General features: G+C 34.6%; 22 protein-coding genes and 2 pseudogenes. 9 read left to right on the top strand and 15 right to left on the bottom strand.

The genetic code is table 11. The features are described 5' to 3' along the window. Nucleotides 1–4: 4 nt before the first annotated feature. From HYG86_RS16585 to HYG86_RS16550, 8 genes are read right to left on the bottom strand one after another with little or no spacing between them, the layout of a single operon-like run. The gene (locus HYG86_RS16585) at nt 5–454 is read right to left on the bottom strand and encodes an S-ribosylhomocysteine lyase (RefSeq protein ID WP_213166666.1); all 450 of its coding nucleotides are present in this window, start codon (nt 452–454) and stop codon (nt 5–7) included. Next, nucleotides 432–1,040 (bottom strand): orotate phosphoribosyltransferase, encoded by a 609-nt coding sequence (gene pyrE / locus HYG86_RS16580; RefSeq protein WP_213166665.1) that lies wholly within the window; start codon nt 1,038–1,040, stop codon nt 432–434. The genes HYG86_RS16585 and pyrE overlap by 23 nt, the downstream gene beginning before the upstream one ends. Beyond that, nucleotides 1,030–1,959, bottom strand: a complete 930-nt coding sequence (locus HYG86_RS16575) for a dihydroorotate dehydrogenase (protein WP_213166664.1) — start codon at nt 1,957–1,959, stop codon at nt 1,030–1,032. Before HYG86_RS16575 ends, pyrE begins: the two co-directional genes overlap by 11 nt. Beyond that, nucleotides 1,952–2,686 (bottom strand): dihydroorotate dehydrogenase electron transfer subunit, encoded by a 735-nt coding sequence (locus HYG86_RS16570; protein WP_213166663.1) that lies wholly within the window; start codon nt 2,684–2,686, stop codon nt 1,952–1,954. The genes HYG86_RS16575 and HYG86_RS16570 overlap by 8 nt, the downstream gene beginning before the upstream one ends. Then, the gene (gene carB / locus HYG86_RS16565) at nt 2,677–5,859 is read right to left on the bottom strand and encodes a carbamoyl-phosphate synthase (glutamine-hydrolyzing) large subunit (RefSeq protein WP_213166662.1); all 3,183 of its coding nucleotides are present in this window, start codon (nt 5,857–5,859) and stop codon (nt 2,677–2,679) included. Before carB ends, HYG86_RS16570 begins: the two co-directional genes overlap by 10 nt. A 12-nt stretch (nt 5,860–5,871) precedes the next feature. Beyond that, nucleotides 5,872–6,897: a carbamoyl phosphate synthase small subunit gene (locus tag HYG86_RS16560; protein ID WP_213166661.1), complete on the bottom strand. Its 1,026-nt coding sequence runs from the start codon at nt 6,895–6,897 to the stop codon at nt 5,872–5,874. Continuing rightward, nucleotides 6,885–7,778, bottom strand: coding sequence for an orotidine-5'-phosphate decarboxylase (pyrF, locus tag HYG86_RS16555; protein WP_213166660.1), 894 nt, complete (start codon nt 7,776–7,778; stop codon nt 6,885–6,887). The genes HYG86_RS16560 and pyrF overlap by 13 nt, the downstream gene beginning before the upstream one ends. Continuing rightward, nucleotides 7,769–9,055, bottom strand: coding sequence for a dihydroorotase (locus tag HYG86_RS16550; RefSeq protein WP_213166659.1), 1,287 nt, complete (start codon nt 9,053–9,055; stop codon nt 7,769–7,771). The genes pyrF and HYG86_RS16550 overlap by 10 nt, the downstream gene beginning before the upstream one ends. Nucleotides 9,056–9,330: 275 nt before the next feature. Between HYG86_RS16550 and pyrB the strand changes: the two are divergent. Then, nucleotides 9,331–10,026 (top strand): annotated as a pseudogene (gene pyrB / locus HYG86_RS16545) (aspartate carbamoyltransferase); the annotation flags it as partial. Between the two features lie 34 nt (nt 10,027–10,060). Here pyrB and HYG86_RS16540 read toward each other — a convergent pair. Beyond that, nucleotides 10,061–11,560 carry an IS1182 family transposase gene (locus HYG86_RS16540; RefSeq protein WP_213165665.1) on the bottom strand — a complete coding sequence of 500 codons (1,500 nt, stop codon included), beginning with the start codon at nt 11,558–11,560 and terminating at the stop codon, nt 10,061–10,063. Between the two features lie 148 nt (nt 11,561–11,708). On the opposite strand from HYG86_RS16540, the pseudogene HYG86_RS16535 reads away from it, so the two are divergent. Together HYG86_RS16535 and HYG86_RS16530 are read left to right on the top strand one after the other, a co-directional pair. After that, nucleotides 11,709–11,921 (top strand): annotated as a pseudogene (locus HYG86_RS16535) (aspartate carbamoyltransferase); the annotation flags it as partial. Continuing rightward, complete coding sequence (locus HYG86_RS16530; protein ID WP_213166656.1) at nt 11,915–12,340, top strand: aspartate carbamoyltransferase regulatory subunit; 426 nt, start codon at nt 11,915–11,917, stop codon at nt 12,338–12,340. The pseudogene HYG86_RS16535 and the gene HYG86_RS16530, both read left to right, overlap by 7 nt. Nucleotides 12,341–12,465: 125 nt before the next feature. On the opposite strand, the gene HYG86_RS16525 is transcribed toward HYG86_RS16530, so the two are convergent. After that, nucleotides 12,466–13,131 carry a Dps family protein gene (locus HYG86_RS16525; RefSeq protein WP_246451836.1) on the bottom strand — a complete coding sequence of 222 codons (666 nt, stop codon included), beginning with the start codon at nt 13,129–13,131 and terminating at the stop codon, nt 12,466–12,468. 126 nt (nt 13,132–13,257) lie between these two features. On the opposite strand from HYG86_RS16525, the gene HYG86_RS16520 reads away from it, so the two are divergent. Further along, nucleotides 13,258–14,307: a tetraprenyl-beta-curcumene synthase family protein gene (locus HYG86_RS16520; RefSeq protein ID WP_213166655.1), complete on the top strand. Its 1,050-nt coding sequence runs from the start codon at nt 13,258–13,260 to the stop codon at nt 14,305–14,307. Between the two features lie 44 nt (nt 14,308–14,351). Here the strand turns inward: HYG86_RS16520 and HYG86_RS16515 are convergent, their stop codons facing one another. The 3 genes from HYG86_RS16515 to HYG86_RS16505 form a co-directional block, all read right to left on the bottom strand. Then, on the bottom strand, nt 14,352–15,329 hold the full coding sequence (locus HYG86_RS16515) for a polyprenyl synthetase family protein (protein ID WP_213166654.1): 978 nt from the start codon (nt 15,327–15,329) through the stop codon (nt 14,352–14,354). 97 nt (nt 15,330–15,426) lie between these two features. Continuing rightward, nucleotides 15,427–16,128: a class I SAM-dependent methyltransferase gene (locus tag HYG86_RS16510; protein ID WP_213166653.1), complete on the bottom strand. Its 702-nt coding sequence runs from the start codon at nt 16,126–16,128 to the stop codon at nt 15,427–15,429. A 23-nt stretch (nt 16,129–16,151) separates the two neighbouring features. Beyond that, nucleotides 16,152–16,343 (bottom strand): ferredoxin, encoded by a 192-nt coding sequence (locus HYG86_RS16505; RefSeq protein WP_213166652.1) that lies wholly within the window; start codon nt 16,341–16,343, stop codon nt 16,152–16,154. Between the two features lie 135 nt (nt 16,344–16,478). Here HYG86_RS16505 and HYG86_RS16500 point away from each other — a divergent pair, with 135 nt between their 5' ends. Further along, nucleotides 16,479–17,312: a hypothetical protein gene (locus HYG86_RS16500; protein WP_213166651.1), complete on the top strand. Its 834-nt coding sequence runs from the start codon at nt 16,479–16,481 to the stop codon at nt 17,310–17,312. Nucleotides 17,313–17,498: 186 nt separating this feature from the next. Here the strand turns inward: HYG86_RS16500 and HYG86_RS16495 are convergent, their stop codons facing one another. Continuing rightward, nucleotides 17,499–17,981, bottom strand: a complete 483-nt coding sequence (locus tag HYG86_RS16495; protein WP_213166650.1) for a MazG nucleotide pyrophosphohydrolase domain-containing protein — start codon at nt 17,979–17,981, stop codon at nt 17,499–17,501. A 186-nt stretch (nt 17,982–18,167) separates the two neighbouring features. Here HYG86_RS16495 and HYG86_RS16490 point away from each other — a divergent pair, with 186 nt between their 5' ends. Next, complete coding sequence (locus HYG86_RS16490; RefSeq protein ID WP_213166649.1) at nt 18,168–18,689, top strand: hypothetical protein; 522 nt, start codon at nt 18,168–18,170, stop codon at nt 18,687–18,689. 39 nt (nt 18,690–18,728) lie between these two features. Here HYG86_RS16490 and HYG86_RS16485 read toward each other — a convergent pair whose 3' ends face one another. Then, nucleotides 18,729–20,786, bottom strand: coding sequence for a SpoIID/LytB domain-containing protein (locus tag HYG86_RS16485; protein WP_213166648.1), 2,058 nt, complete (start codon nt 20,784–20,786; stop codon nt 18,729–18,731). Between the two features lie 140 nt (nt 20,787–20,926). Between HYG86_RS16485 and mnmL the strand changes: the two genes are divergently transcribed. From mnmL to HYG86_RS16470, 3 genes are read left to right on the top strand one after another with little or no spacing between them, the layout of a single operon-like run. Further along, a complete protein-coding gene (mnmL, locus tag HYG86_RS16480; protein ID WP_246451835.1) occupies nt 20,927–21,874 on the top strand; it encodes a tRNA modification radical SAM protein MnmL/YtqA in 948 nt (315 codons plus the stop codon). Between the two features lie 48 nt (nt 21,875–21,922). Continuing rightward, a complete protein-coding gene (locus HYG86_RS16475; RefSeq protein ID WP_246451834.1) occupies nt 21,923–22,297 on the top strand; it encodes a DUF1622 domain-containing protein in 375 nt (124 codons plus the stop codon). Between the two features lie 43 nt (nt 22,298–22,340). After that, nucleotides 22,341–22,871 carry an NUDIX hydrolase gene (locus tag HYG86_RS16470; RefSeq protein ID WP_213166646.1) on the top strand — a complete coding sequence of 177 codons (531 nt, stop codon included), beginning with the start codon at nt 22,341–22,343 and terminating at the stop codon, nt 22,869–22,871. Nucleotides 22,872–22,904: the final 33 nt, after the last annotated feature.

Below are 22,904 nucleotides of genomic sequence, written 5' to 3'. Positions count from 1 at the left end.
TTATTTATACTTTCTTACCTTGATATTTCTCTAAAACTTCCCTTGCATATTCTTTAGCACCAAATAAGGAGTGATCCCTATAGTTTCCACATTCCTTAGCCGTTGTGGCAGGTATTTTATCAGTATCTATTATACGTTTTAAAATTTCTATAACGATTCTTTGAATCTCTACGACATCTTTTTCTCCAAATATTATGAGATAAAAGCCCGTCCTACAACCCATAGGAGATATATCTATTATTTCCTCTTCAAGATAGTCCCTACTATATACTGCAAAAAGGTGTTCTAGTGTATGAAGGGATGATGTGGGAATCGCCCCTACATTTGGTTGGATCAAACGTATATCATACTTACATACTACGTCACCCACTGGACCTTTTAGACGCCCCGCATGACGTATATAGGGTGCGATTACCTGGGTATGATCCAGCTTAAAACTTTCTATTTCTTTCATAATAGCTCTCCTTTTCAACTAAGTTTCTACTACCTGGTTTAGTAATTGGCAATCCTTTAACACATAATGGACAGCTATCTGATTCATATGTTGTGATGTTGACATGATAAAGACCATATAATTCCTCTTCAAAAACTTTATTGTTAGAACTCCTATCAACTAAGCAAGCAACACCCACCACTATAGCTCCCCGAGATTTCACTAAATTTATAACTTCTTTTACTGAACCACCAGTTGTCACCACATCTTCCACAACTAAAATACGCTGCCCCTCTTTGATTCCAAAGCCTCTCCTTAATGTCATTTTACCCTGTTCCCTTTCTGCGAATACATTCATGACACCTAAGGATTCTGCCACTTGATATGATAGGATTATCCCACCTACTGCTGGTCCAATCACCATATCTACTTCACTATTTTTAAATTTAGCTGCTATCATCTCTGATAGTTCCTTAGTAAAGTGAGGATATTGGAATACCTTTGCACATTGCATATACTCTTCACTATGTTTACCAGATGTTAGTACAAAATGCCCGCTTTGAAGTACACCACTTTCAGTTAGTATCTCTTTAATCCTATTTTCCATCAGTTAAACCCCCTCTGTGAGCTAAGCCGACTATTTCTGTTATTTTTCCAATACCTTTTATATCTAGGTATCTCTCTAGACCTTCCTTTATTTTTAAAGGACACATAGGATCAATAAAGTTCCCTGTACCTACACCTATCATGGAAGCACCTGCCATGAAAAACTCCAAAGCATCCCTTTCATTAACTATTCCACCCATACCTATTATGGGTATCTTTACATGCTTGTAAACTTGGTATACCATTTTTAATGCAACGGGTTTGATTGCAGGTCCTGATAAACCTCCAAAGACATTTCCTAAGATAGGGTTACCTGTATCCACATCAATGGCCATACCTAAAAGGGTATTGATCAGTGTCAGACCATCTGCTCCATTTTGTTCCGCTGCCACTGCAATGGAAACAATATCAGTAACATTTGGCGTAAGTTTTACCACCACAGGTTTCCCAGTTACCTCTTTTACTTTTCTAGTAATCAATCCAACCATCTCCCCAGATGTTCCGAAGGCTATTCCACCTTCTTTAACATTTGGGCAGGAAAGATTCAGCTCAATTAAATCCACTTGGCTATTTTCAAGTTTAATTGCCATTTCCACGAATTCTTCAATATCTTTTCCAGCTATGTTTGCAAAAACTATATTTCCCTCGTTTTTGAGCTTTGGTAAATAATCTTTTATAAATACATCAATTCCTGGGTTTTGAAGACCAACACAGTTTAACATCCCACCGGGAGTCTCTGCCCCCCTTGTTCCACTGTTCCCTTCCCGAGGAAGCATTGTCATTCCCTTAACTGTTATTGCACCTAGTTCCGTTGGACTATAAAATTCTTTGTAGTTTTCCCCAAAACCGTAGGTCCCAGAGCCAACAGTGATGGGGTTTTTAAGTGTAATACCGAAAACTTCTGTATGCAGTTTATTCACTGAAAAGCACCTCCTGACTGTCAAAAACAGGACCTTCTTTACAAACTCTCTTCTTACCTTTTGTAGTTTCACAAGTACATATTAAGCATCCACCAACACCACACGCCATTTTCTTTTCAACGGATAATTCCCCTGGTATTTTATTTTTCTGCAATATATCTTGGAGTTTTTTTAACATCCCTTCTGGTCCACATGCATATACGAAATTGTAAACTTCAGTTTTCAAGCTTTCTTCGAAAGCTTCTAGTACGGTTGTGTCTTCTGTTAGGTATGTTATAGTTGTTGGATATACCTTTTTAAATTCCTCTACTAAGATTCCTTCACTATTAAAGCCGAGGTAATACTTAGCATCTTTAAAATTTGCTTTTCTTAATCCCAATAATGGCGCAACCCCAATCCCCCCACCAATTATCGCAACTTTTTTGTCCATTCCATGACTTGTGTTAAATCCCTTACCTAGCGGACCGATAACCTTAACTCTATCCCCTATCTTTGTTTTGCTTAAGAAATCCGTTCCTTCTCCCACAATCCTTACAAGCAATGTAATTATGTTGCCTTCTTTATCAGCTATACTTATGGGCCTAGGAAGTACCTTGTTTGGGCAATATACATTTATGAATTGACCTGGCTTAAACTCAAATTCCCTATTCAGTTCTATTCTTAGTTGAAACACATCCCTTTGACTAGTTAGAAACTCATTACTCTTTACTAGGCCTTTTAACTCCATTTTTTTTCCCCTTCCCAACAATATACTTCTGTATTATTATTTTTTTCCCCTTCTAGGAACACCTTTGCTGTGTCTAGTGATGTGAAACATAGTAATCCAAGCTCTGTTGCTATTCTTCTAAGTTTGAAACCAAAGGTATCAAGAATTTTACCTTTTGTAGGTGTATTAACTACTATTCCTATTTCATTTAGATTTTCTAAGATCGCATTTTTTCCAACCACATTTATCTTCAATCCTGTGTTGGATAAATAGATTGCAGTATTTCCTGTTGCGTATACATCATAGTTTAGTTTAATAAACTCTTCCACCAAGTTTAGTGGTAGTTTTGTATTTTTTTCTTTATCGGCTAGGGCAAAAAGCACTGTTTTCTTTTTTACTTTCCCAAATAATTTACTAAACCCTTCTTCTAATGTATTACCTACAACCATTATCTCACCTGTGGATTTCATCTCAGGGCTTAGTGCAGTCTCCACATCCTTTAGTTTATCCATACTGAATATGGGGGCTTTTATATAAGTTTTCAAGGGTTCCTCTAAAATTCCTGACTGCATATCTATGTCACTTATGGTCTTTCCAAGCATTAGATTCACCGCCTTATTTACAACATCCATCCCTAAAGCTTTTGATAGGAAAGGTATTGTTCTACTTGCCCTAGGGTTTGCTTCTAAGCAGTATATTTCGCCATCAGATATGCAGTATTGTAGGTTAATTAAGCCTCTAATTTGTAATTTTTCCACTATCTTTTGGGTTATATTATAAAGGCTATTTTTTATATCCTTGTTTATATTCCGAGCTGGATATACCCCTATACTATCACCTGAGTGAATTCCCGCTCGCTCTACGTGTTCCATAATCCCTATTATTGTAATATCCTTACCATCTGCTATGGCGTCTACTTCAACCTCTGTTCCAGTTAAAAATCTCTCAACCAAAACTGGTGTTGTACCTGTATTTTCAGCTTTGTTAATGTACCTTTTAAGCTCTTCTAAGGTCCAAACTACTTCCATCCCTTGACCACCTAGGACATATGATGGTCTTACAATCATGGGTAGCTCCCCTTCTGCTATGCTATTTTTATCCACTTCCCAATTACTTATAAATTTACCTTCAGTTTTATTTACACCAATTTCTGTAAGAATCTGATAGAATTTATCCCTATCTTCTAAAAAATCAATACTGTTGAAACTGGTGCCAAGGATGTTTACATCTAAGTTTTCCAGGAAACTTCCTAGTTTAATAGCAGTTTGACCACCTAACTGTAGGATAGCTCCTGATACACCTACAAGCTTAGTGATATTGTAAACTTCCTCCTCTGTTATGGATTCAAAAAGAAGAAGATCTGCAACATCAAAGTCGGTACTTACGGTTTCGGGGTTGTTGTTAAGAATTATTGCATTATAGCCAAGTTCTTGCAGTGCTTTTATTCCCCGTACAGTACAGTAATCAAATTCTACCCCTTGACCTATTCTTATTGGTCCTGATCCAATTACTAATACATTGTTTTCTAAACTATTTTTCAAGTCTTCAAAGGTTTTGGAGTAAGTGTTGTAATAATAAGGTGTATTTGCTAAGAACTCACCACCGCAGGTGTCAACAACTCCGAAGTAGGGTGTAATACCCAAATCCTTTGCTCGGTAGTTCATCCATTTTATTAAGTCCATTTTATAAAGTTGTGATAAGTACTTATCACCAAAACCCATAATCTTTGCCTTTAGTATCTGTTTTTTAGTTAAATGGTTTAATTTTGTTTTTTGTAAATCCATATCTACTGTAATTATAGAGCTCAGTATTTTAAGGAAATATGTGTGTATTTTTGTTATTTTTCTTATTTGCTCTACTGTTATCCCCCTTTTTAGGCACTGGGCTATTTTAAAAATCCTAAGGTCGTCAGGTTTACTTAGTTGCTCCATAAGATCTTCTATTGGTATATCCTTATACTTGTCTATCAGTATGTGCTCATAACCTAACTCTAAGCCCCGTATCCCCTTCAACAGCCCAGCTGCAAAGTTTTTGTCTATGGACATCACTTCACCTGTTGCTTTCATTTTAGTACCCAAAGACCTACAACCTTCATCAAATTTATCAAAAGGCCAGCGGGGTATTTTCACAACTAAATAATCTAAAACTGGTTCAAAGAATCCACTTGTTTTTTTAGTTATAAAATTAGTTATCTCATCTAACCTGTAATCAAGGGCTAAAAGTGTTGCGAATTTAGCAATTGGGTAGCCCGTAGCTTTTGAAGCTAATGCACTAGATCGGCTCACCCTTGGATTTACTTCAATGATATAATAGTGGAAATCCTCTCCTTCGGGACTTACTGCAAATTGAATATTACATGCACCTACTATTTTCATTTCTTCAATAATCTCCAGTGCTTTAAATCGCATGTACTGGTATTCTTTATCATTAAGGGTTTGACATGGAGCTACCACTATACTATCCCCAGTATGCACACCTACAGGGTCAAAGTTTTCCATACTGCAAACGGTCAGTTTGTTACCTACTCGATCCCTAACAACTTCGAATTCAATTTCTCTGTATCCAGATATACTTTTTTCAATTAGAACCTGATTTCGAAAACTACTTGCCAGCCCGTCTTTCAGAATACTTTTTAATTGGTTGGGGTTTTCAGCCACCCCCCCACCTTTTCCACCTAATGTGTATGCAGGGCGTACTACAACGGGATACCCAAATTCCTCAGCTACTTTTAGCCCTTCTTGGATTTCTTGAACAGTCTTTCCATCAATGGTGGGTACATCTACCTTATCCATCAGCTCTTTAAATAAAAACCTATCTTCACCTTTTTTTATGGTGTCAATATTAGAGCCTAAAAGAGTTACTTTATGTTTTTGTAAAAATCCCTCATCCCATAGCTCTGTTACTGTATTTAAACCTGATTGCCCACCTAGGGAAGCTAATACATATTCAGGTTTTTCCTTTTTTATAATCTTTTTTACGGTTTTAGGATCTGTATATTCAAAGTAAATCTTGTCTGCCATATCACTATCTGTCATTACAGTAGCTGGATTATTATTGACTAATACTACATGGGCTTTATTTTCTTTTAACACTTTACACCCTTGACTTCCACCATAGTCAAATTCTGCACCTTGACCTATAACAATTGGACCTGAACCTAGTACTAACACCTTTTTTCCTTCAACATTTAGCATTATTTTTGCCCCCTATAGTAAATTTATAAATTTTTGGAAAAGATACTCCGTCTCTTGTGTTCCTGGCGACCCTTCAGGGTGGAACTGTATGGAAAGGACTGGTAGCTTTTTATGGCATATTCCTTCAATACTGCCGTCGTTTATATTTATGTGGGATATTTCTAGCTGGTCGTTTTCTAGAACACTCTCTTTTTTAACCACGTATCCATGATTTTGTGCAGTTATGAAAGTTTTATCTAGCTTTAAGTCTTTAACACCATGATTACCACCCCTATGACCATATTTCATTTTTTCAACTTCACATCCTAAACTAAGGGACAATAGTTGATGTCCTAAGCATATACCCATGATTGGAACTTTTCCAATTAACTCTTTAATTGTATCGATTACTGACTGGAGTTCTCTAGGGTCTCCAGGGCCATTGGATAGTAATATCCCATCAGGATCTGAGTCTAAGATTTCCTTGGCATTAGAAAAGGCAGGAAAGACTTCAAGGTTAAGATTTCTTTTAATCAAATGATTAAGGATACCTTCCTTTATTCCAAAGTCTAACACTGCCACTTTTTTTATATTTGGTTTGATTGTATATTTACTCTCACATGTAACCTGTGCTACAGGATTACAAATAGTAGTTGTGTTGAGATATTTAACGGTTTCTTCAAATTTATTGCTTTTTATAATAGCACCTAGCATTGTACCTTCGTCTCTAATTAGCTCAGCTATTTTTCTTGTATCTACACCCCTTATTATAACAATAGGCAATTGGTTTATTTCTTCAAAGATATCTTCATTTACCCAACTATTTTGAATTACTATTGCCTTTGGGTATATATTTTTACCCTTAATCATCTCAAAGCCATAGTTACCTATGGATGGATAAGTAAAAACAACTATTTGTCCCTTGTAAGACGGGTCTGTTAACACTTCCTCATATCCAACTATTGATGTATTAAAAACAACTTCCCCTACTATTTTATTTAGATTACCTGTTGTCTCCCCAGGAAAAACAGCTCCATTTTTCATCACTAAGTTTGCCATTTTGTCTTGCCTCCTATTTTTGCATGTCTATTTATATCATCAATCATATTTCTAAGTGCTCTTCGAGCATCCCTTTGATATCTATTACCTTCACCGTATTTTTTGTAGGCTGCTGTAATACTCCTAGAAGAACAAATTAAAGCTCCTAGTGATTCATCTAAGAACCCATGGCTTATATCTTCAGCTTTTGCCCCTTGTGCTCCGTAGCCCGGGACTAGGATAAATCCCTTAAGTTTACTCCTAAGTTTTTTTATGTGTTCGGGGTGTGTCCCACCTATTACTGTTCCAATATTTGAAAATCCTGTGGTATTTTCTTCTAGGGTAGATACTAACTGAGCAACCTTCTCGTATATAAAACCTGTTTCTGTCTTTAAATCCTGAATTTCTGCTGACGAAGGATTAGATGTCTTGACAAGTATAAATAACCCCTTTTCGTTTTCTATACTTTCTTTTATGAATGGATTAAGTCCGTCACTACCGAAGTATGGGTTGACAGTTATACTGTCAATATCCGAGTTTCGCAAGTAAGCCTTAGCGTATGCGTCGGCAGTACTTCCTATATCTCCCCTTTTTACATCGGCTATTGTAATAAGACCCTTTTCTTTTGAGTAGTTTAGGGTTTTATAAAAAACTTCTAAACCGTCTAAACCCAAAAGCTCGTAAAAAGCCACTTGAACTTTAATGGCAGGTGCAAGATCAAAAACTCCATCTATTACCCCTTTATTAAATTCCCAAAAAGCCTTTGCTATTTCCTTGTTTGTACCCCTTACTATATGTCTTTTGCGAATATGCTCTGGAATCATTTCCAAAGTGGGATCTAGACCTACCACGCAGGAATTTGATTTACTCTTAATACTACTTATCAATCTATCTACAAACATGATTTGATCCCACCTTTTTTGTATTTGATTACACCATTTACAATGGTCATACTAACAACACCTTTTCCCCTATAGCCATTAAAGGGGGTGTTCTTTCCCTTTGACAAAAAAGCCTCTTTATCTATACAAAATTCTTCGTTTAGGTCCACAACTGTTAAATTGGCTTTTTTCCCCACCTCAATTGCTCCACCTTCTAACCTCAAGATTTTGTACGGCAAAACACCTAAGGCTTCTATCACCCTTTCTATGCTAAGAATTTCTTTTTTTACAAGGTCTAAACACAAGCTAACTGCAGTTTCTAATCCAACCATCCCAAAGGGTGATTCATACAGAGATAATCCTTTTTCCTTTTCACTATGTGGTGCATGATCTGTGGCTATACAGTCAATTACTCCTTCCTTAAGTCCCTTTAGAACAGCTAGGCGGTCCTCCTCAGATCGCAAGGGTGGATTTACTTTTGCAATTGCTTGTAATTTTTCCACCTCAGAGTCAGTTAAGAGAAAGTGGTGTGGACATGCCTCTGCTGTAACTTTTAATCCATTTTCTTTAGCTTCTTGGATTATCTTTACACTTTCCTTTGTACTAACATGGGCTATATGAATCCTTGCATCGTGCATTTGGGCCAGCTGTAAATCCCTTTTAACCATAGCCCATTCAGAGCTATTGTCTATGCCATTTACTCCTAAAGCCTTAGAGAATTCCCCTTGGTTAATCACACCTTTTTCAGGCATATCATACTCACAATGACTTATTATCAATTTGTCTACTTCTTTTAATTGTTTCAGTGCCTTCTCCATAATGCCCTCGGACTGTATACCCACACCATCGTCGGAAAATGCAACCACATATTCTTGCATTTTGGTGTAGTCTACAAGTTCCTCGCCCTTTAGCCCTTTTGTTACAGCACCTAGTATGTGTACATGGCATACTGCTTGGCTTTTAATCCTACCTTGTAGGTTATTTACCTCTTTTAAGTTATCTATAACCGGAGAGGTATTGGCCATGGCTACAATTGCGGTGTAACCACCTTTTATGGCAGCATTTGTTGCTGAAACTATATCTTCTTTGTATTCTTGGCCCGGTGTTCTAATATGACAGTGCATATCTAAAAATCCTGGACTAATTATTTTCCCTCTTAGATCTAGTACCTCTGCCTTACTATCTATGAGGGTTTGTGCTACTTCTTTTATAGTTTCTCCATCAATCAAAACATCCCTTAAAATCAACTTTCCATTTGAATAGATACTTCCACCTTTTAGTAAAATTTTTTTTCTCATTTCTCTCCTCCTTTTCGTCTCACAGGACATAATTAAAGGTAAAAAAAAGGTCTCCTTTTGGGAGACCTCGCATGGCAAAATATAAGAGTGCTCATAGAGCATTCTTTCGTTCCTTTTCAGTCTCCCGGACTGATTTAAAGGTTTAATTTCCCTATACTTTACATTGTTTTTTTTTCTTTGTCAACCGTTGACTTTGATATTTTTTAATGTTATTCTACTTTCAAGGTTAATCCTTTAAAAATAGTCCAGGGAGACTAACAAGGAGGTATTTTTTTATGCAATTAAACATTAAACACCTATGCCATTCTTTAGATTTAAGTACCCAAGAATTAGACTTTTTATTTGAGTTAGCATCAAAAATGGAAAAGAGACCTAAGGAATATTCATTGAGTTGTCAAGGGAATATATTAGGAACATTGTTTTTTGAACCCAGTACAAGGACTAGACTAAGCTTTGAGAGTGCTATGCAAAGGTTAGGTGGTCAGGTGTTGGGTTTTTCTGACTCTGCCCAGAGTTCAACCTCAAAAGGTGAGAGCCTGCAAGACACAATCAAGGTAATGGCAAGCTATTGTGACATCATGGTCATGAGGCATCCAAAAGAAGGTTCCGCATTACTGGCCAGTCAATGTTCAAATGTCCCAGTAATCAATGGTGGAGATGGAGGTCATCAACATCCAACACAAACGTTAACTGATTTGTTTACCATCAAAACCAAGTTTGGAAGGTTAGATAATTTAAATATTGCCCTATGTGGGGATTTGAAACATGGCAGAACTGTTCACTCCCTACTCCTAGCACTTAGTAGATATGATAATAATAAGTTCACTCTCATATCACCTAATGAGCTACAAATTCCTAAATATTTAGCAAATCAGCTCCTAGGTCTTGGTTGTGAAATTAAAGTAAAAACTAGCCTAAGAGACTTAAATAGCATTGATATTCTCTACATGACAAGAATTCAAAAGGAACGTCAGACTGTGTGGCTAATCTCTAAAAACTCAAAGATTAGCCGTAAATTTCCTGTCTTTTGGTGCAATATGACTTAAACATATAAAAATACAATGATAAAGTGGGTCTAAGAGCTACTAATATCCTTAGTAGTTCTTTCACTCCTATAATATTTATTACTCTTTTAAAATTATAGGCTAGCAAAACTAGGGCTGTCTCTGTAGTTACAGAATCCATCCCTCTTGTTAAAAAATACCCAGCATTCATTGTCCTTTTGATGGTTCCATAAGGATGCTCAACAATCATCTGCCTTTGTAGGTATTTGTCCATGTTTGCTTCTGTTCTAGCATCTATAGTATCCAAAAAATCTTGGTTAGGTGACCGATTTATTATCCTGCCTTTGGCTGCAGTGGTGCATTTGCTTTTTGATTCACAGTTTTTACAGGCATCGTAGTTTCTATATTTTATTCTTTTTGGTTCTTTTGATTTGTGGTTTATTCTGCGTAATTCATGGCCCAAAGGACAAATATATAAGTCTTTTTCAGGCACATAAGTAAATTTATCTCCGTAGAAATCTTTGTCTCCTGTGGCGTTAGAATACGACTGTTTTGGCAAATAGACTGTTGTTTCGTTTCTCTCACATTTCATAAGGTCGTCTGCTTGGTAATAGCCTTTATCTGCTGCTACTTCAAGTTTCCTTTTTCCAAATATATCTTTAGCCTTTTCTGCAAGTGAATTTAGATTACCTTGATCTGCGGGATTGTTTGTAACATCATATGCCACTATAATACTATGCTTAGAGTCTACAGCTGTTTGTATGTTATATGCTACAGTAACACCATTGTTTTTGTTGTCCATAAGCCTAGCATCTTCGTCAACTGTAGATATTTCATTACTTTCGCTATCCTGTAGTTTTTTTTCCAACTCTTCAAATTTAATTTTACGCTCCTTGAGTTTTTCAATTTTTTGCTGAATTTCTTCAGGTGTATACTTAAGTTTAGGTGAATCGTCTTTGTCACTGCTTTCTAACAAATCTAGATAGGAATTAACCTTATCTTCGATATATTGTTTGTGTCTTTGTATTTTTTTCTTTGAGAAATTATTCTTCTTTGAATTATTAGCTTGAATTTTAGTCCCATCTATTGCTATGAATTCCTCGCCTAATAGTTTGAGATCCTTACACAACTTAGTAAAATCCTTGAAAACTTGTTTTAGCTGAGTTTTATTTTCTTTCCTGAAATCAGCTATTGTTTTAAAATCAGGTTTTAGTTTTTGTAATAGCCAAACCACTTCTATATTCCTGTGAGATTCTGTTTCTAGCTTTCTAGATGATCTTATGCCATTTACATACCCATATAGATATAACTTCAATAAAACAGAGGGATGATATCCTGGTGCACCTCTGCGGTGTTCCTTTGATTTAGTGAATGCACTCATATTGACCAGTTTTACGTATTCATCAATTACCCTAACGGGATTATCCTCACCTATGTAATCTTCTATGCAGTCAGGAAACATTGTTTTTTGCTTTCTATCTGTACCTTGTATAAATGACATTTAAAATCCCCTCTCCGATATTCTATAACTTAATTATACTACAGAAAAAGGGAAAAGTACTGTATTTACAGTACTTTGTAGGCATTTTAGACATATATTATTGTTTAATTCTCACACAGTCTGACGTTTCTTCAATGAGGAAGATTATTTAAAACTTAAAGATAGCTTTCTTTTGAAGAGGGATTTGTTATCAGACGCAAAGGAAAACTTACTTGTATTACATCCACTGCCAAGGGTAAGTGAAATTCACCCAGATGTGGATAACGACCCAAGGGCTGGGTATTTTGAACAGGCTCGTTTAGGAGTATACATCAGGATGGCATTGATCCATAGCTTATTAAAGGAGGAAGGTAAATGTTAAAAATAAAAAATGGTATAGTTATAGACCATATAAGCTTAGGAAAAGGAATAAGGATTTACGAAAAACTTGACCTAGACAACATGGATCAACCAGTGATATTAATGAAAAATATTGAGGGCAGAAATTCAAAACGTAAAGATGTAATTAAAATAGAGAACTTGTTTGAAATCCCACTAGAATTATTCGGGATCTTAGACAATTCTATAACAGTCAACTATATAAAAGATGAAAAAGTTATAAAAAAAGTAGCGATGACTCTTCCTAATTATGTAAAGGGTATAATTAACTGTAAAAATCCCCGCTGTATAAGCTTTGAAACTGAGTTTGTAACACCGGAATTTAAGCTTAATTCAAGTGTTGACGGTTACAGCTGCAATTACTGTGAAGAGACAACACGCCTTGATCAGATAGAACTGTAAGAATATCGGTGACCCCTATGATTTTTTGTTCCATATAGCACCTTTACAAACTCAAATCCTACAGAAGCATAGGAGTAGCCCATGCACTTTTACTGTTAGATACGTAAAAGTGCATGGGCCTTTTTTTAGTGTCTATATTCGTTATCTGCTTTTCTGTTTTGATCCATTTTGTGGCCTAGAACTACGTTTCTAGATAGACCTCTTATTAAGGAGTCATCTTCTAAAACGCTATAAAGGTGATATGCTAGATCTTCCCTTGTTAATAACACCTCTTCTAAAACTTCCACAGTTCCAAAATCTTTTAGTTGATGAGCTCTATCTATTTGCTTTCTCATCATATCTTGCATTTTCATCTCATGCTCTAAATCATTTCTTAACATATCCCTCATGGTATATCTACCTTCTGCTTCATGTTTTATATAAGAAAGCTCGTGTTGTGTCACTGGATGCCCTGTAGGTATACCACCTAGTCTTGCGATTCTCTCACCTATCATATCTATATGCTTAATGGTTTTTTCAACATGTTCGTCTAAAAGATGATGTAAAGATAAAAATGATTCAGGACCTTCAGTTAGCCAATGATGTTTATTATATTGATGCATGGCTACGTGTAATGCACAGTTATGCTCATCTAATAATTTAGCCATCTCCATTCTAACTACATGGGGTAAGTTTATACCAGAACCTTTAACTGTGTGAGGCTCCTGTCTTTTGACCATATAGTGATCAGGCTGCATACCAGGATCGTTATAATTAACGTTTGGATTTACATCTTTATTATACATATCCATTAAATAAATTCCTCCTTTTAAATTTTGTCATTATAGTTTTTGTAATTAATAAAATTCATACCCTGTTAAGTTATGGGTAAACTAAAAATTAATTGAAAAATAATAATTTAAAAGAGGGCTAGCGCTATGATAAAATCCTTTTACAAATTTTTAATGTTAACACCCTATGTTCTCTCCATATTTCCTGAGGTTAAAAAGAACTTAAAAACATATAAAGACTATTTGAATCAATGCCCAAATTCTGAGTTAACTAATCAGGCATGTCTAAGTATCGAAAATAAGGATTTCCATAGCTTAGGTGGGGGGGTCTATGGATTGGGCTGCAAAAAAGTACTCCCCTTTATAACTTCATTCCAAACAATAAGTGATTATCTTGATAACCTTTGTGATAGAGCTGGAGTTTGTGACGAAGAAGGCTTTAGAATCCTCCATAAATCAATGTTGGATGCTCTATCTCCAACTAAGTTTACCCCTGACTATTACGAAAACTATCCACTTAAAGGTGATGGCGGTTATTTAGCCCATTTAGTTGAAAACTGCCAGCATACCATAGAAACATTGCCTTCTTTTCCCATAGTTAGACAGTATACACTTAAGTTAACAGAACTATATAAAGATCTACAAGTTTTCAAACATTTAGATCCTACTGTTAGGGAAGATAAATTGATTAGTTGGGCAGATTCTCATCAGGCAACATTAGCCCCCGAATTATATTGGTGGGAATTCTCGGCAGCTACGGGCTCTACTTTGCCAACATTTGCCTTAATTAGAGAGGCTGCGAAAAAGGATTTGACTAGCGAATATGCAAAAAAAGTATATGAAGCATATTTCCCTTATGTGGCAGGACTTCATATTCTCTTAGACTATTTCATAGATAAAAAAGAGGATGAAATTGGTGGTGATCTAAACTTTGTTAGCTATTATGAAACTGAAAATCAGTTAAAACAAAGACTTTGTTATTTTATTAAAAATAGCCTAGAAAAAGTAAGGTCTTTACCTAATAACAACTTCCATGAAACAGTTGTCAAAGGCCTTCTTGCCATGTACCTTTCAGATCCCAAAGTGAAACAAGATAATCTTGAGTCCCTGGCAATGGATCTACTGAATTTTGCAGGTTCAGATACAAAAGCCATGTATAAAGCATGTATCACACTTAGAAAAAAAAACAAACTATAAAAGTGACGGCCTAGCCTTGGCCGTCACTTTTATAGTTGAAGAGTCTATTTTTTCCTTTTTAATACAAATTCAGCGAGGGTTTTATATCTATCTTTTCCATAAAAATTACTTGTGTTCTCTAAGGATGCTAATGCATTTGCAATATGCTCTTTAGCGATTTCAAAAATAATTTCTGGTATTTGATTATCCCCCATGGCTTTGTATATCAGTTTCATATTCACATCACTAAAGTCTCTAGTAATAATAATTTCTTCTAAAAGGCTTCTCTGGTTACTATGCTCTAACAAAAGAATCATAGGTAGGGTTATATTACCTTCTACTAGGTCTTTAAATACAGGTTTTCCTAAACTCGATGGGCTTCCAGTAATATCAAGCATGTCATCTATTATCTGAAACGCGTACCCAACCTCTAATCCATAATTTTCGATTTGTTCAATGTCTGTTTCTTGCATTTCAGCTAGCATTGCACCAGACTTACAACATACAGAAATAAGCTTCCCTGTTTTACCTCGTATTTCTTTATAATACTGGCTTATTGACTTTCGATGATTATATCTGTTTTTTAGTTGTTCAAGCTCTCCAATACTCATCATGCTAATAGCACCTGTATACTGATCTATTATATTTCTATCTTTGTATTGCCCAAGAATTTCAAATGCTTTTGCGAAAAGAAAATCCCCAACTAAAACTGCCACACTATTGTTCCATTTACTATTTATAGTTTGCACACCCCGACGAAGCTTTGAGTCGTCTACAATATCATCGTGTACTAAAGAAGCTGTATGAATAAGTTCAGCTGCTGCTCCTATGTTTGCTATATCGTCCACATCTGCCTGTTCTAAGGAAGAGAGAGTTACCAATAATGGTCTTAATCTCTTTCCTCCTCTAAATATCAGGTATTGAGTGATGTAATTGGAATGTTTACTTTCACTTTCACTAATTGAAAGTAGTTTTTTCTGGACTATATTTAAAACATCTTCCACTGGTTCTGAAGTTGAAATAGTATATTTTGTTTTTTGCAATTTTTTCCCCGCCTTTATCTGATTGTCTACACATATCATTCCCAAATATTTGAATTTTATATAACAAAATACAGTTAAAGGCGTAATATTTAAATTACTATCTTGAAGCTACAACCACTAAAGAAGTACTTTCCGTGGGTTTATATTCTCCTTCATTAAAATCACCAAAAAGTTGGATATTAACAAATCCTATTTCCTTTAGCCATTGAATTAACTCTGTGCTTCTAATGGGGTATAATGATACCTTTCCTTCCACTTTAAAATCTTGTCCCTGTAGCACTGTGCAAAATTCAACACTTTGCCCACTGTAGGAGTAATCCCTTGTGAATGTAATATTATGTTCTTCATTTATAATCGTTGGCAATTTTTCAGGTCTTCTGTCATAATTTACTGTTTGGATTACTAGGTTGCCCTTGGAGTTGAGGGTGTTATATATCATTTTTAAGGCTTCTTTTATTTCATAGGGTTTTAGATGGGGCAAAGAATTTCCAATACAGTATATCAGGTCAAATTTTTTTTCTAATTTATCTATATCTAGCATGTTAAGTTCCAAAAATCTAATATTTCCTAGATCCTTGCTTTTTTCCCTAGCCTTAATTATCATATCTGAATCAAGATCTATACCAATGACCTCAACATGGGAATTTCTAGCTATTTCTTTGGTATAACTCCCAGTGCCACAGGCTATATCTAAAACACATTTATGATCATTATAATACTTACTTAAGAATTTTCCTTGAGCTTTTTGTGGTGGGAAAATCAAATCATAATATTGACTAAAACGACTATAAAAATCCATTTTTAAGCCCTCCTTTATTTTTATTATTCGCTAAATTCAATTGCAGATACTGGACAGCATTCCAATGCTTCTTTAACATTTTCCATTTCTTCCTCAGGCACAGTATCCACTAAAACCATGGCAACATTTTCCTCATTCATTTTAAACACTTTAGGGCATATTCCTTCACATAATCCACAACCTATACATAGGTCTTTATTTACTTTAACTTTCATAAGAACACCTCCAATTTATTTTCTAATTACATTTTACACTTTTCCTAAATTTGGAACAGTGACTGTAATCACACGGAAGGTGTTGAAGTTAGTCTAAATTTATAATACAATTATTACATACTAAGGGAGGCTACCATGAAAAAAACTGTTATATATTCTTTTGCAATTCTGCTATTATCTATTATCAGCTTTCTGATCTTTAATTATCCCATTTTCACCACTACTACTGGCGTAGTTGATGTCCCAGAAGAACAACCTGTAACATCAGATGAGCAAATACTTTTCCAAGAAGGATATAAACTTTTAGATGAATCTAAATACAAAGAAGCCTTAGATTTCTATAAGAGTATAGAGAGTAAAATCACTAGTGGTAGTCTTTCAGTTAAAACTAAAAGTTTAATATTAGTTTTAGAAAGGTTGAACAAAGCTCAAATAGCTTACCAGGAGGAATTAGAAATTCTTAATTTGGCAAAAGAATATCAAGAGAAATTTCTACATCCTTCATATAATATCCTTGCTGATATTTATGATTTTCATAATTTGGCTGTTGAAGTTCTAATTGAAGATAATTTTGATAAGGAAACAGATTTAATGGAGTTATATTATGAGAGAAAACGTGAGTTTATAAACTTTAAAGAAGAAGTTCAAGGGTTGGACTATCCATTTATAACTGAGGATATCAAGGAAAGCTTTAAGTTAACTATTGCTTATTCCCTTTTTCCCACTGAAATGCATTATAAAACAACACATCTGGAACAATCAATAACTACAAAGGAGATTGAACAGGTGGAAACTTCTTGGGAAGAATGGTCAAAAAATTATCAAAGGGTTGTAGATTATTATCATAACTTTGATGAAGGTTTGTATGAACTAGAGCTACAAGTAGAGGTTTTAAAAAACGGTTATTTTGATATGAAGAATCAAATACACATATTAATCCCAGATATAAAAGGTGACATAAGCTTATAAAAAAATAGAAGCGACTTAGATCAGGCCGCTGAAAAACCTCCATCTTCTTTGTTACTTCAAAAGCCCAAAATCCTCACGTATTAAATATACGCTGCGGTTCTTGGGCTTTTTCGTGCCTCTAATCTGAAGGCTTTTGAGCAGCCTGTTAGGTCAAATGACTTTTCAGAGCTTCACTTATAGTCACTTCTATTTTTTTTCATCAACTGTTCCATATCTAAAGGGTCTACCCCAATTAACTTCCATTTTATTAATACATTCAGCATAAAGGTTTATCTGCATAATAGAACTTAAGCCTTTAACCATGGCAAAAATTTTAAATATTCCCACCTTATCTGTTTGAACTCCCCTCAAAAGTGAAATTTCCTTATGTAAGTTCATCATAGCTTCCCAAGGGTCTTGAAACCTTACTTCAGGGATAGATTCGAAGGTTGTTTCTTTCCAGATGTCGCCCCACTCAGGGAACATAAGGGGCATATTTAATAATCTTATAATTATATCAGCTAGTTCTTGCCCAAAGTCTTCTTCCCTACCTTTTTTTATGGCATCTGCCAACTCTGATACTTCAGTATGTAGTAAAACAACTTTAACCATGAACTTATCTTTACCATTTGCAAAACCCTTTTCTTCCATTAAAATTTTGATGCCTTCTTGCAATTGTGCTATTTTCATTAATGATTCCTCCTCCCTTATTTATTGTACCATATGCATTGAAATTGTTTAATGTTATTTTAGTAGTTTTTGTTCAATTATATTTTAGTACTTCTCTATAGAATTCCGTCATAGTTAAACTACAATTTAGACAAATTTGACTTATTACTATATAATATATTTACAAGCTATTGGGGAGGTTTAAAAGTGGAGATCTTAAAAACCGGATATATAACCACAATGAATATTTTAATACAATTTAGCACTTTTACTGGTTTAGTAGTATTCACAGTTTTGGGAACTATTTTGTGTTTGTTTTTTGTAGGTTTAAGAGATGGCAGATTTAGCAATGAAAGAATAAAAAAGAAAGATCTTTCCTATTACAATTCTAAACTAAAACTATATAAGATACTACCATGGTTTTTGCTCTCTATCATAGGGCTATGGTTTATATTGGCGGTAATTCCTAGTCTTAATGGTTCATTTATAGGTTTTAGTTATGTGATTATTCTCCTTGGAGCAGGGCTTTTCACAGTAGCTGTGGAACTTTTACTAGTTAATATAGGAATGTACGGATATATTTTGGGTCATAATTTAGCTATAAAATTACCAAAGAAAAAATCAAGGCTTAGTAACACTACCCCGAATTTTGTAAATATAACTAGGGATGAAAGAGAAAAAGAAATTAGTCGTATATTATCTCAACTTAAAAAAGTAAAAAAAGCATAAGAAAAAACTAAAGCAGGCTCAAGGAGCCTGCTTTACTGTTTAGTACAGTTTAAAAATTTGAGTATTTTCATAGTAATGGGAAATTATGTCCTCTTTAGTGTATCCCGCTTTTAACATACCCTGCACACCGTACTGACTCATTCCTGCACCATGACCATTTCCCCCACCGTATATTATTATATCCGTAAGCTTATTGTCTTCATATTTTTGATCAAAATAAACAAAGGCACTTGGTAATATACTATAATTAGATAAGATAGAACCATCTTTCCTATGGATTTCTACAGGAATTTCTTGGCAAATAGGCCTTAAAGTAAATCGAATATTATATTCTTTGAGAATTCTATAGGTACCATTTTTAGCCACAATTTCAAGCTCCATGATATTTCCCCCTTCCCCTCTTTTTACAATAATTAATTCCTTTATCTCTCCAAGGGGGCTCTCTGAAATTTCCAGAATTTTAAACACATCACCTTCTAATGTTAGTACACTGTTTGGATCTGCATTAAATCTATTGCTTAGATTTTCTTCTATGGATTTTCTCAACTGTTTTTCGCTAATCTTTATTTCCCACCTAAAAAAGGGAGAACCACTGTCGAAGCCAACAACACTTTTATCTTTTATAAAGGCTGCAAATGCCTGTTCGTTACTAATACTGTACCTTCCCATGAGCCCTTGTGCCTTAGATTTAAGGTATGGTATTTCTGGCCCTGGAAATTGATCACTAAATCCCCATACTTCATTTGCCTTTGCAGTATATCCGCTAGATGTGGAGAAAAATTTAGCATCGATAACTTTATTTAGATATTTAATGATTTTACCATTTGTATTGTCAACAGCTTGATTAGTAATTTGGTACTCATCTGTGTTGTTATAAACTTGACTTGAAACACTGTCAACAACGTGGGCAGAATAATTTCTAAACCTTGAACTGTAAATATTATTAACTGCATATGTCCTTGCAGCAATAGACTGAATTTCTAGAGCTTGCAACCCAAAACTAACAGGCATCTCGCTAGGAACAACACCATAAAGATATTGTTCTAAAGCTACTTCGTTTATCAGATATAGTTTATTTTCACTGGCATATATCTCAAAACTTCCTCTATAGCCGGGTTTTAAATTTAGAGCTGCTCCTCTTTTTATGGATTCAAAATATATTCTTTCTTCACTTGTTAAATAAACTCTACCATTATAACTGTATTCATTTTGTCCTATTGTCAGTTTTGTTGAATTTCCATCTACGTTAACCTTAATTAGTGTATCTTTAGCCACAAGGATGCTTCCATCTTCTATACTACTTACTGTAATAGTACCTGTACTTGAAACCACGATTTCTTCATGATATATTTTTTTAAATCCTGTATCATTTATTAAAACCCTTATTGTATCAGGTACAAATTTTTCCCTTGTTACCAAAGCTACCACAATATTATTCCTAAGATATAGATCAATATCCTTCTGACCTATATACAGTCCATCTTCCACCCCGTATCGCATTATATCTTTTGAAAAAATAAATTTACCTTTCTTCTCACCTGTGATACTTTGTCCATCGAAAAACATCACTTTATCAATAGTAACCAAATCTAGGGGGGATAAAGCAGCGATTTTTCCATCTATTACAACAAGTCTCTTCACTTCACCTGAGTTTATTTCAAAATCATGTGGTGAAGGTAGACCCACTTCATTGTCATCTATTTTAAAAACATATAAATAGTTTTCTTCATTTTCATCTTTTTGAATCATAATTCCATTTACTATATCTATTCCGTGAACATTCATGGTTTTGGAAGTGTCAGTAACGCTTCTTTCAACTGTAAAAGTAAACTCAAACTCACCTTTTTTTAGACCAATAATTGCTGAAGTTCCTTTTAAACCCTTCTTAGTAGAAACAACATAGAGTTCTCGAGCAATTTCTAACTCAACCAACTCCTTTAAAAGTTCATGCTGAGGATGCTCAAAAAAGGATGCTCCTTCCCTTAGGTCCTGTAAAAATTCCTCAACTAACTTCTCTGACAGTAAATAATTATAGGTAAATAACATTATCGTAACTAATATAACTAACACAATAATCCCCATCAAGACTTTCTTCATTACTTCATCTCCTCCAATTTGACCAACATCAACTAAAAATATAAAATATAAAATATGAAATATATGTATTTAACTATATGATACTATTTTTATTATATTATAAACTTGTTAATTTTGTATTAAGTAAGGAGCGATTTATTTTGGAACTATATAATCAGTATTCTAAATACCTAGTAGAAAAATATGGGGAAAAGGTATATAAACTATCAATTAACCTCCCTCTAACTTGCCCAAATAGAGACGGGGTTTGTGGTACAGGCGGTTGTACTTTTTGTGACGAAGGAGGCGCAGGTTATGAAAGAAATGAATCAGTTCTTTCTGTAAAATCTCAGTTAAGTGATCTTCGTGAAAGGATAAAGAAAAAGTATAATGCCCATAAATTCATCGCATATTTCCAGAACTATTCTAACACATATATGCCCATGGAATATTTTAAAAAGTATATCAAAGATGCTATAGATCAAGACATTGTTCAAATCGCCATATCTACACGCCCTGATTGTGTTACATATGAACATTTGGATTATTTATTATACATTAAAAATACATATAAAATTGATATAAGCATTGAGCTAGGGCTTCAGACAGTCAATTATCATACACTTAAACAAGTCCATAGGGGACACACTTTGGCAGAATACATCGATTGTGTCTTGATGATAAAACAATATCCCTTTGAGATATGTACACATATGATATTAAACCTTCCATGGGATAATATCTCTGACTCCATTGAAAGTGCCAAAATCCTTTCTAGCCTTAAAACCCATCAAGTAAAACTTCACTCGTTGTTTATAGTTCAAAACACAATTATGGAAAATCAATTTTTATCTGGTGAGTTTGAATTGGTTTCCATGGAAGAATACATAAAAAGAGTGATCGCCTTTTTAGAGCATTTAGACCCATCAATTACAGTACAAAGATTGATCGGTCGTGCACCTGCAGATGTGTCTGCAAATTGTAATTGGAACACAAGTTGGTGGAAAATAAAGGAATCTATAGAGCGAGAAATGGAAGTTCGGAATACTTTTCAGGGCAGATTATTTAATTATCTAGGTGGGTCTGGATTTAAGGCTAAATACAAGTAATTTTTTTTCCCTCCTTTACACACAATAGTGTGTAAAGGAGGGATTATTTTGGACCTATTTGGCTATATAATCCATGAAATAATAATCTTTTTATCAATAATGCTTGAAGGTTTTGCTGCAGTGGTAATTGGTATCGTTTCTTGTATCGTGTTAATTGGTTATATGTTTTCACTTTTTAAACCTGAAGAAAAATTAAGGTTGGGCTTAGCTAGAGGCCTGGCCTTAGGCTTGGAATTTGCCTTAGCAGGTGAAATATTAAGGACAATTGTTGTAAGAAGTTTCGATGATGTAATGATACTAGCAGCCATAATAATTTTACGTGGCGGTTTAAGTATCCTAATCCATTGGGAGATCAAACATACAATGGGTTGCCTAAGGGAGGATTGTCAGTTGAAGGATATGAAAAATAAACTTGAAAAGTGAGTTCTTAGTTAATATATGGTAAAATGTTGTAGAGGTGAATTTTATGACGTGGAAGGTAAAAAATAGGGTTGATATCTTTAAAAATCCATTTATAACCCTTACAGAAAAGCAAAGTAGCAATCTAAAGTTCGGCGAACACAATTTCTATTGTATTGATTTCCCCAATTGGGTAAATATCGTTCCCATTACATCAGACAATAAACTAATACTAGTTAAGCAATATAGACATGGCTTAGAGGAATATACACTAGAAACTCCAGGAGGAGTAGTAGATCCAGGGGAATCTCCCATAAGCACTGCCCGAAGGGAGCTCCTAGAAGAAACAGGTTATGAAGGAGACTTTGTCTCATTGGGAAAAGTTGCAGCAAACCCTGCAATTCAGAATAATTACTGCCATATTTATCTAGTAAAAAACTGTATGAAGACCTCAAATCAAAACTTAGATGATACAGAAGATATTGAAGTGGTACTGGTGGATATGGATTATCTTAATAACTATATTGAGACGGAAAAAATAGTTCACTCCCTATCTGTTGTATCAATATTAAAAGCATTGAATTACTTAAAAAAATAGCTAAAAAAAACTTCTCAAGAAGTATTTACTTTA

Source organism: Alkalicella caledoniensis (assembly GCF_014467015.1).
In the GTDB taxonomy this organism is placed as follows: Bacteria; Bacillota; Proteinivoracia; order Proteinivoracales; family Proteinivoracaceae; genus Alkalicella; species Alkalicella caledoniensis.
This window is presented reverse-complemented; position numbering and strand designations above follow the sequence as displayed.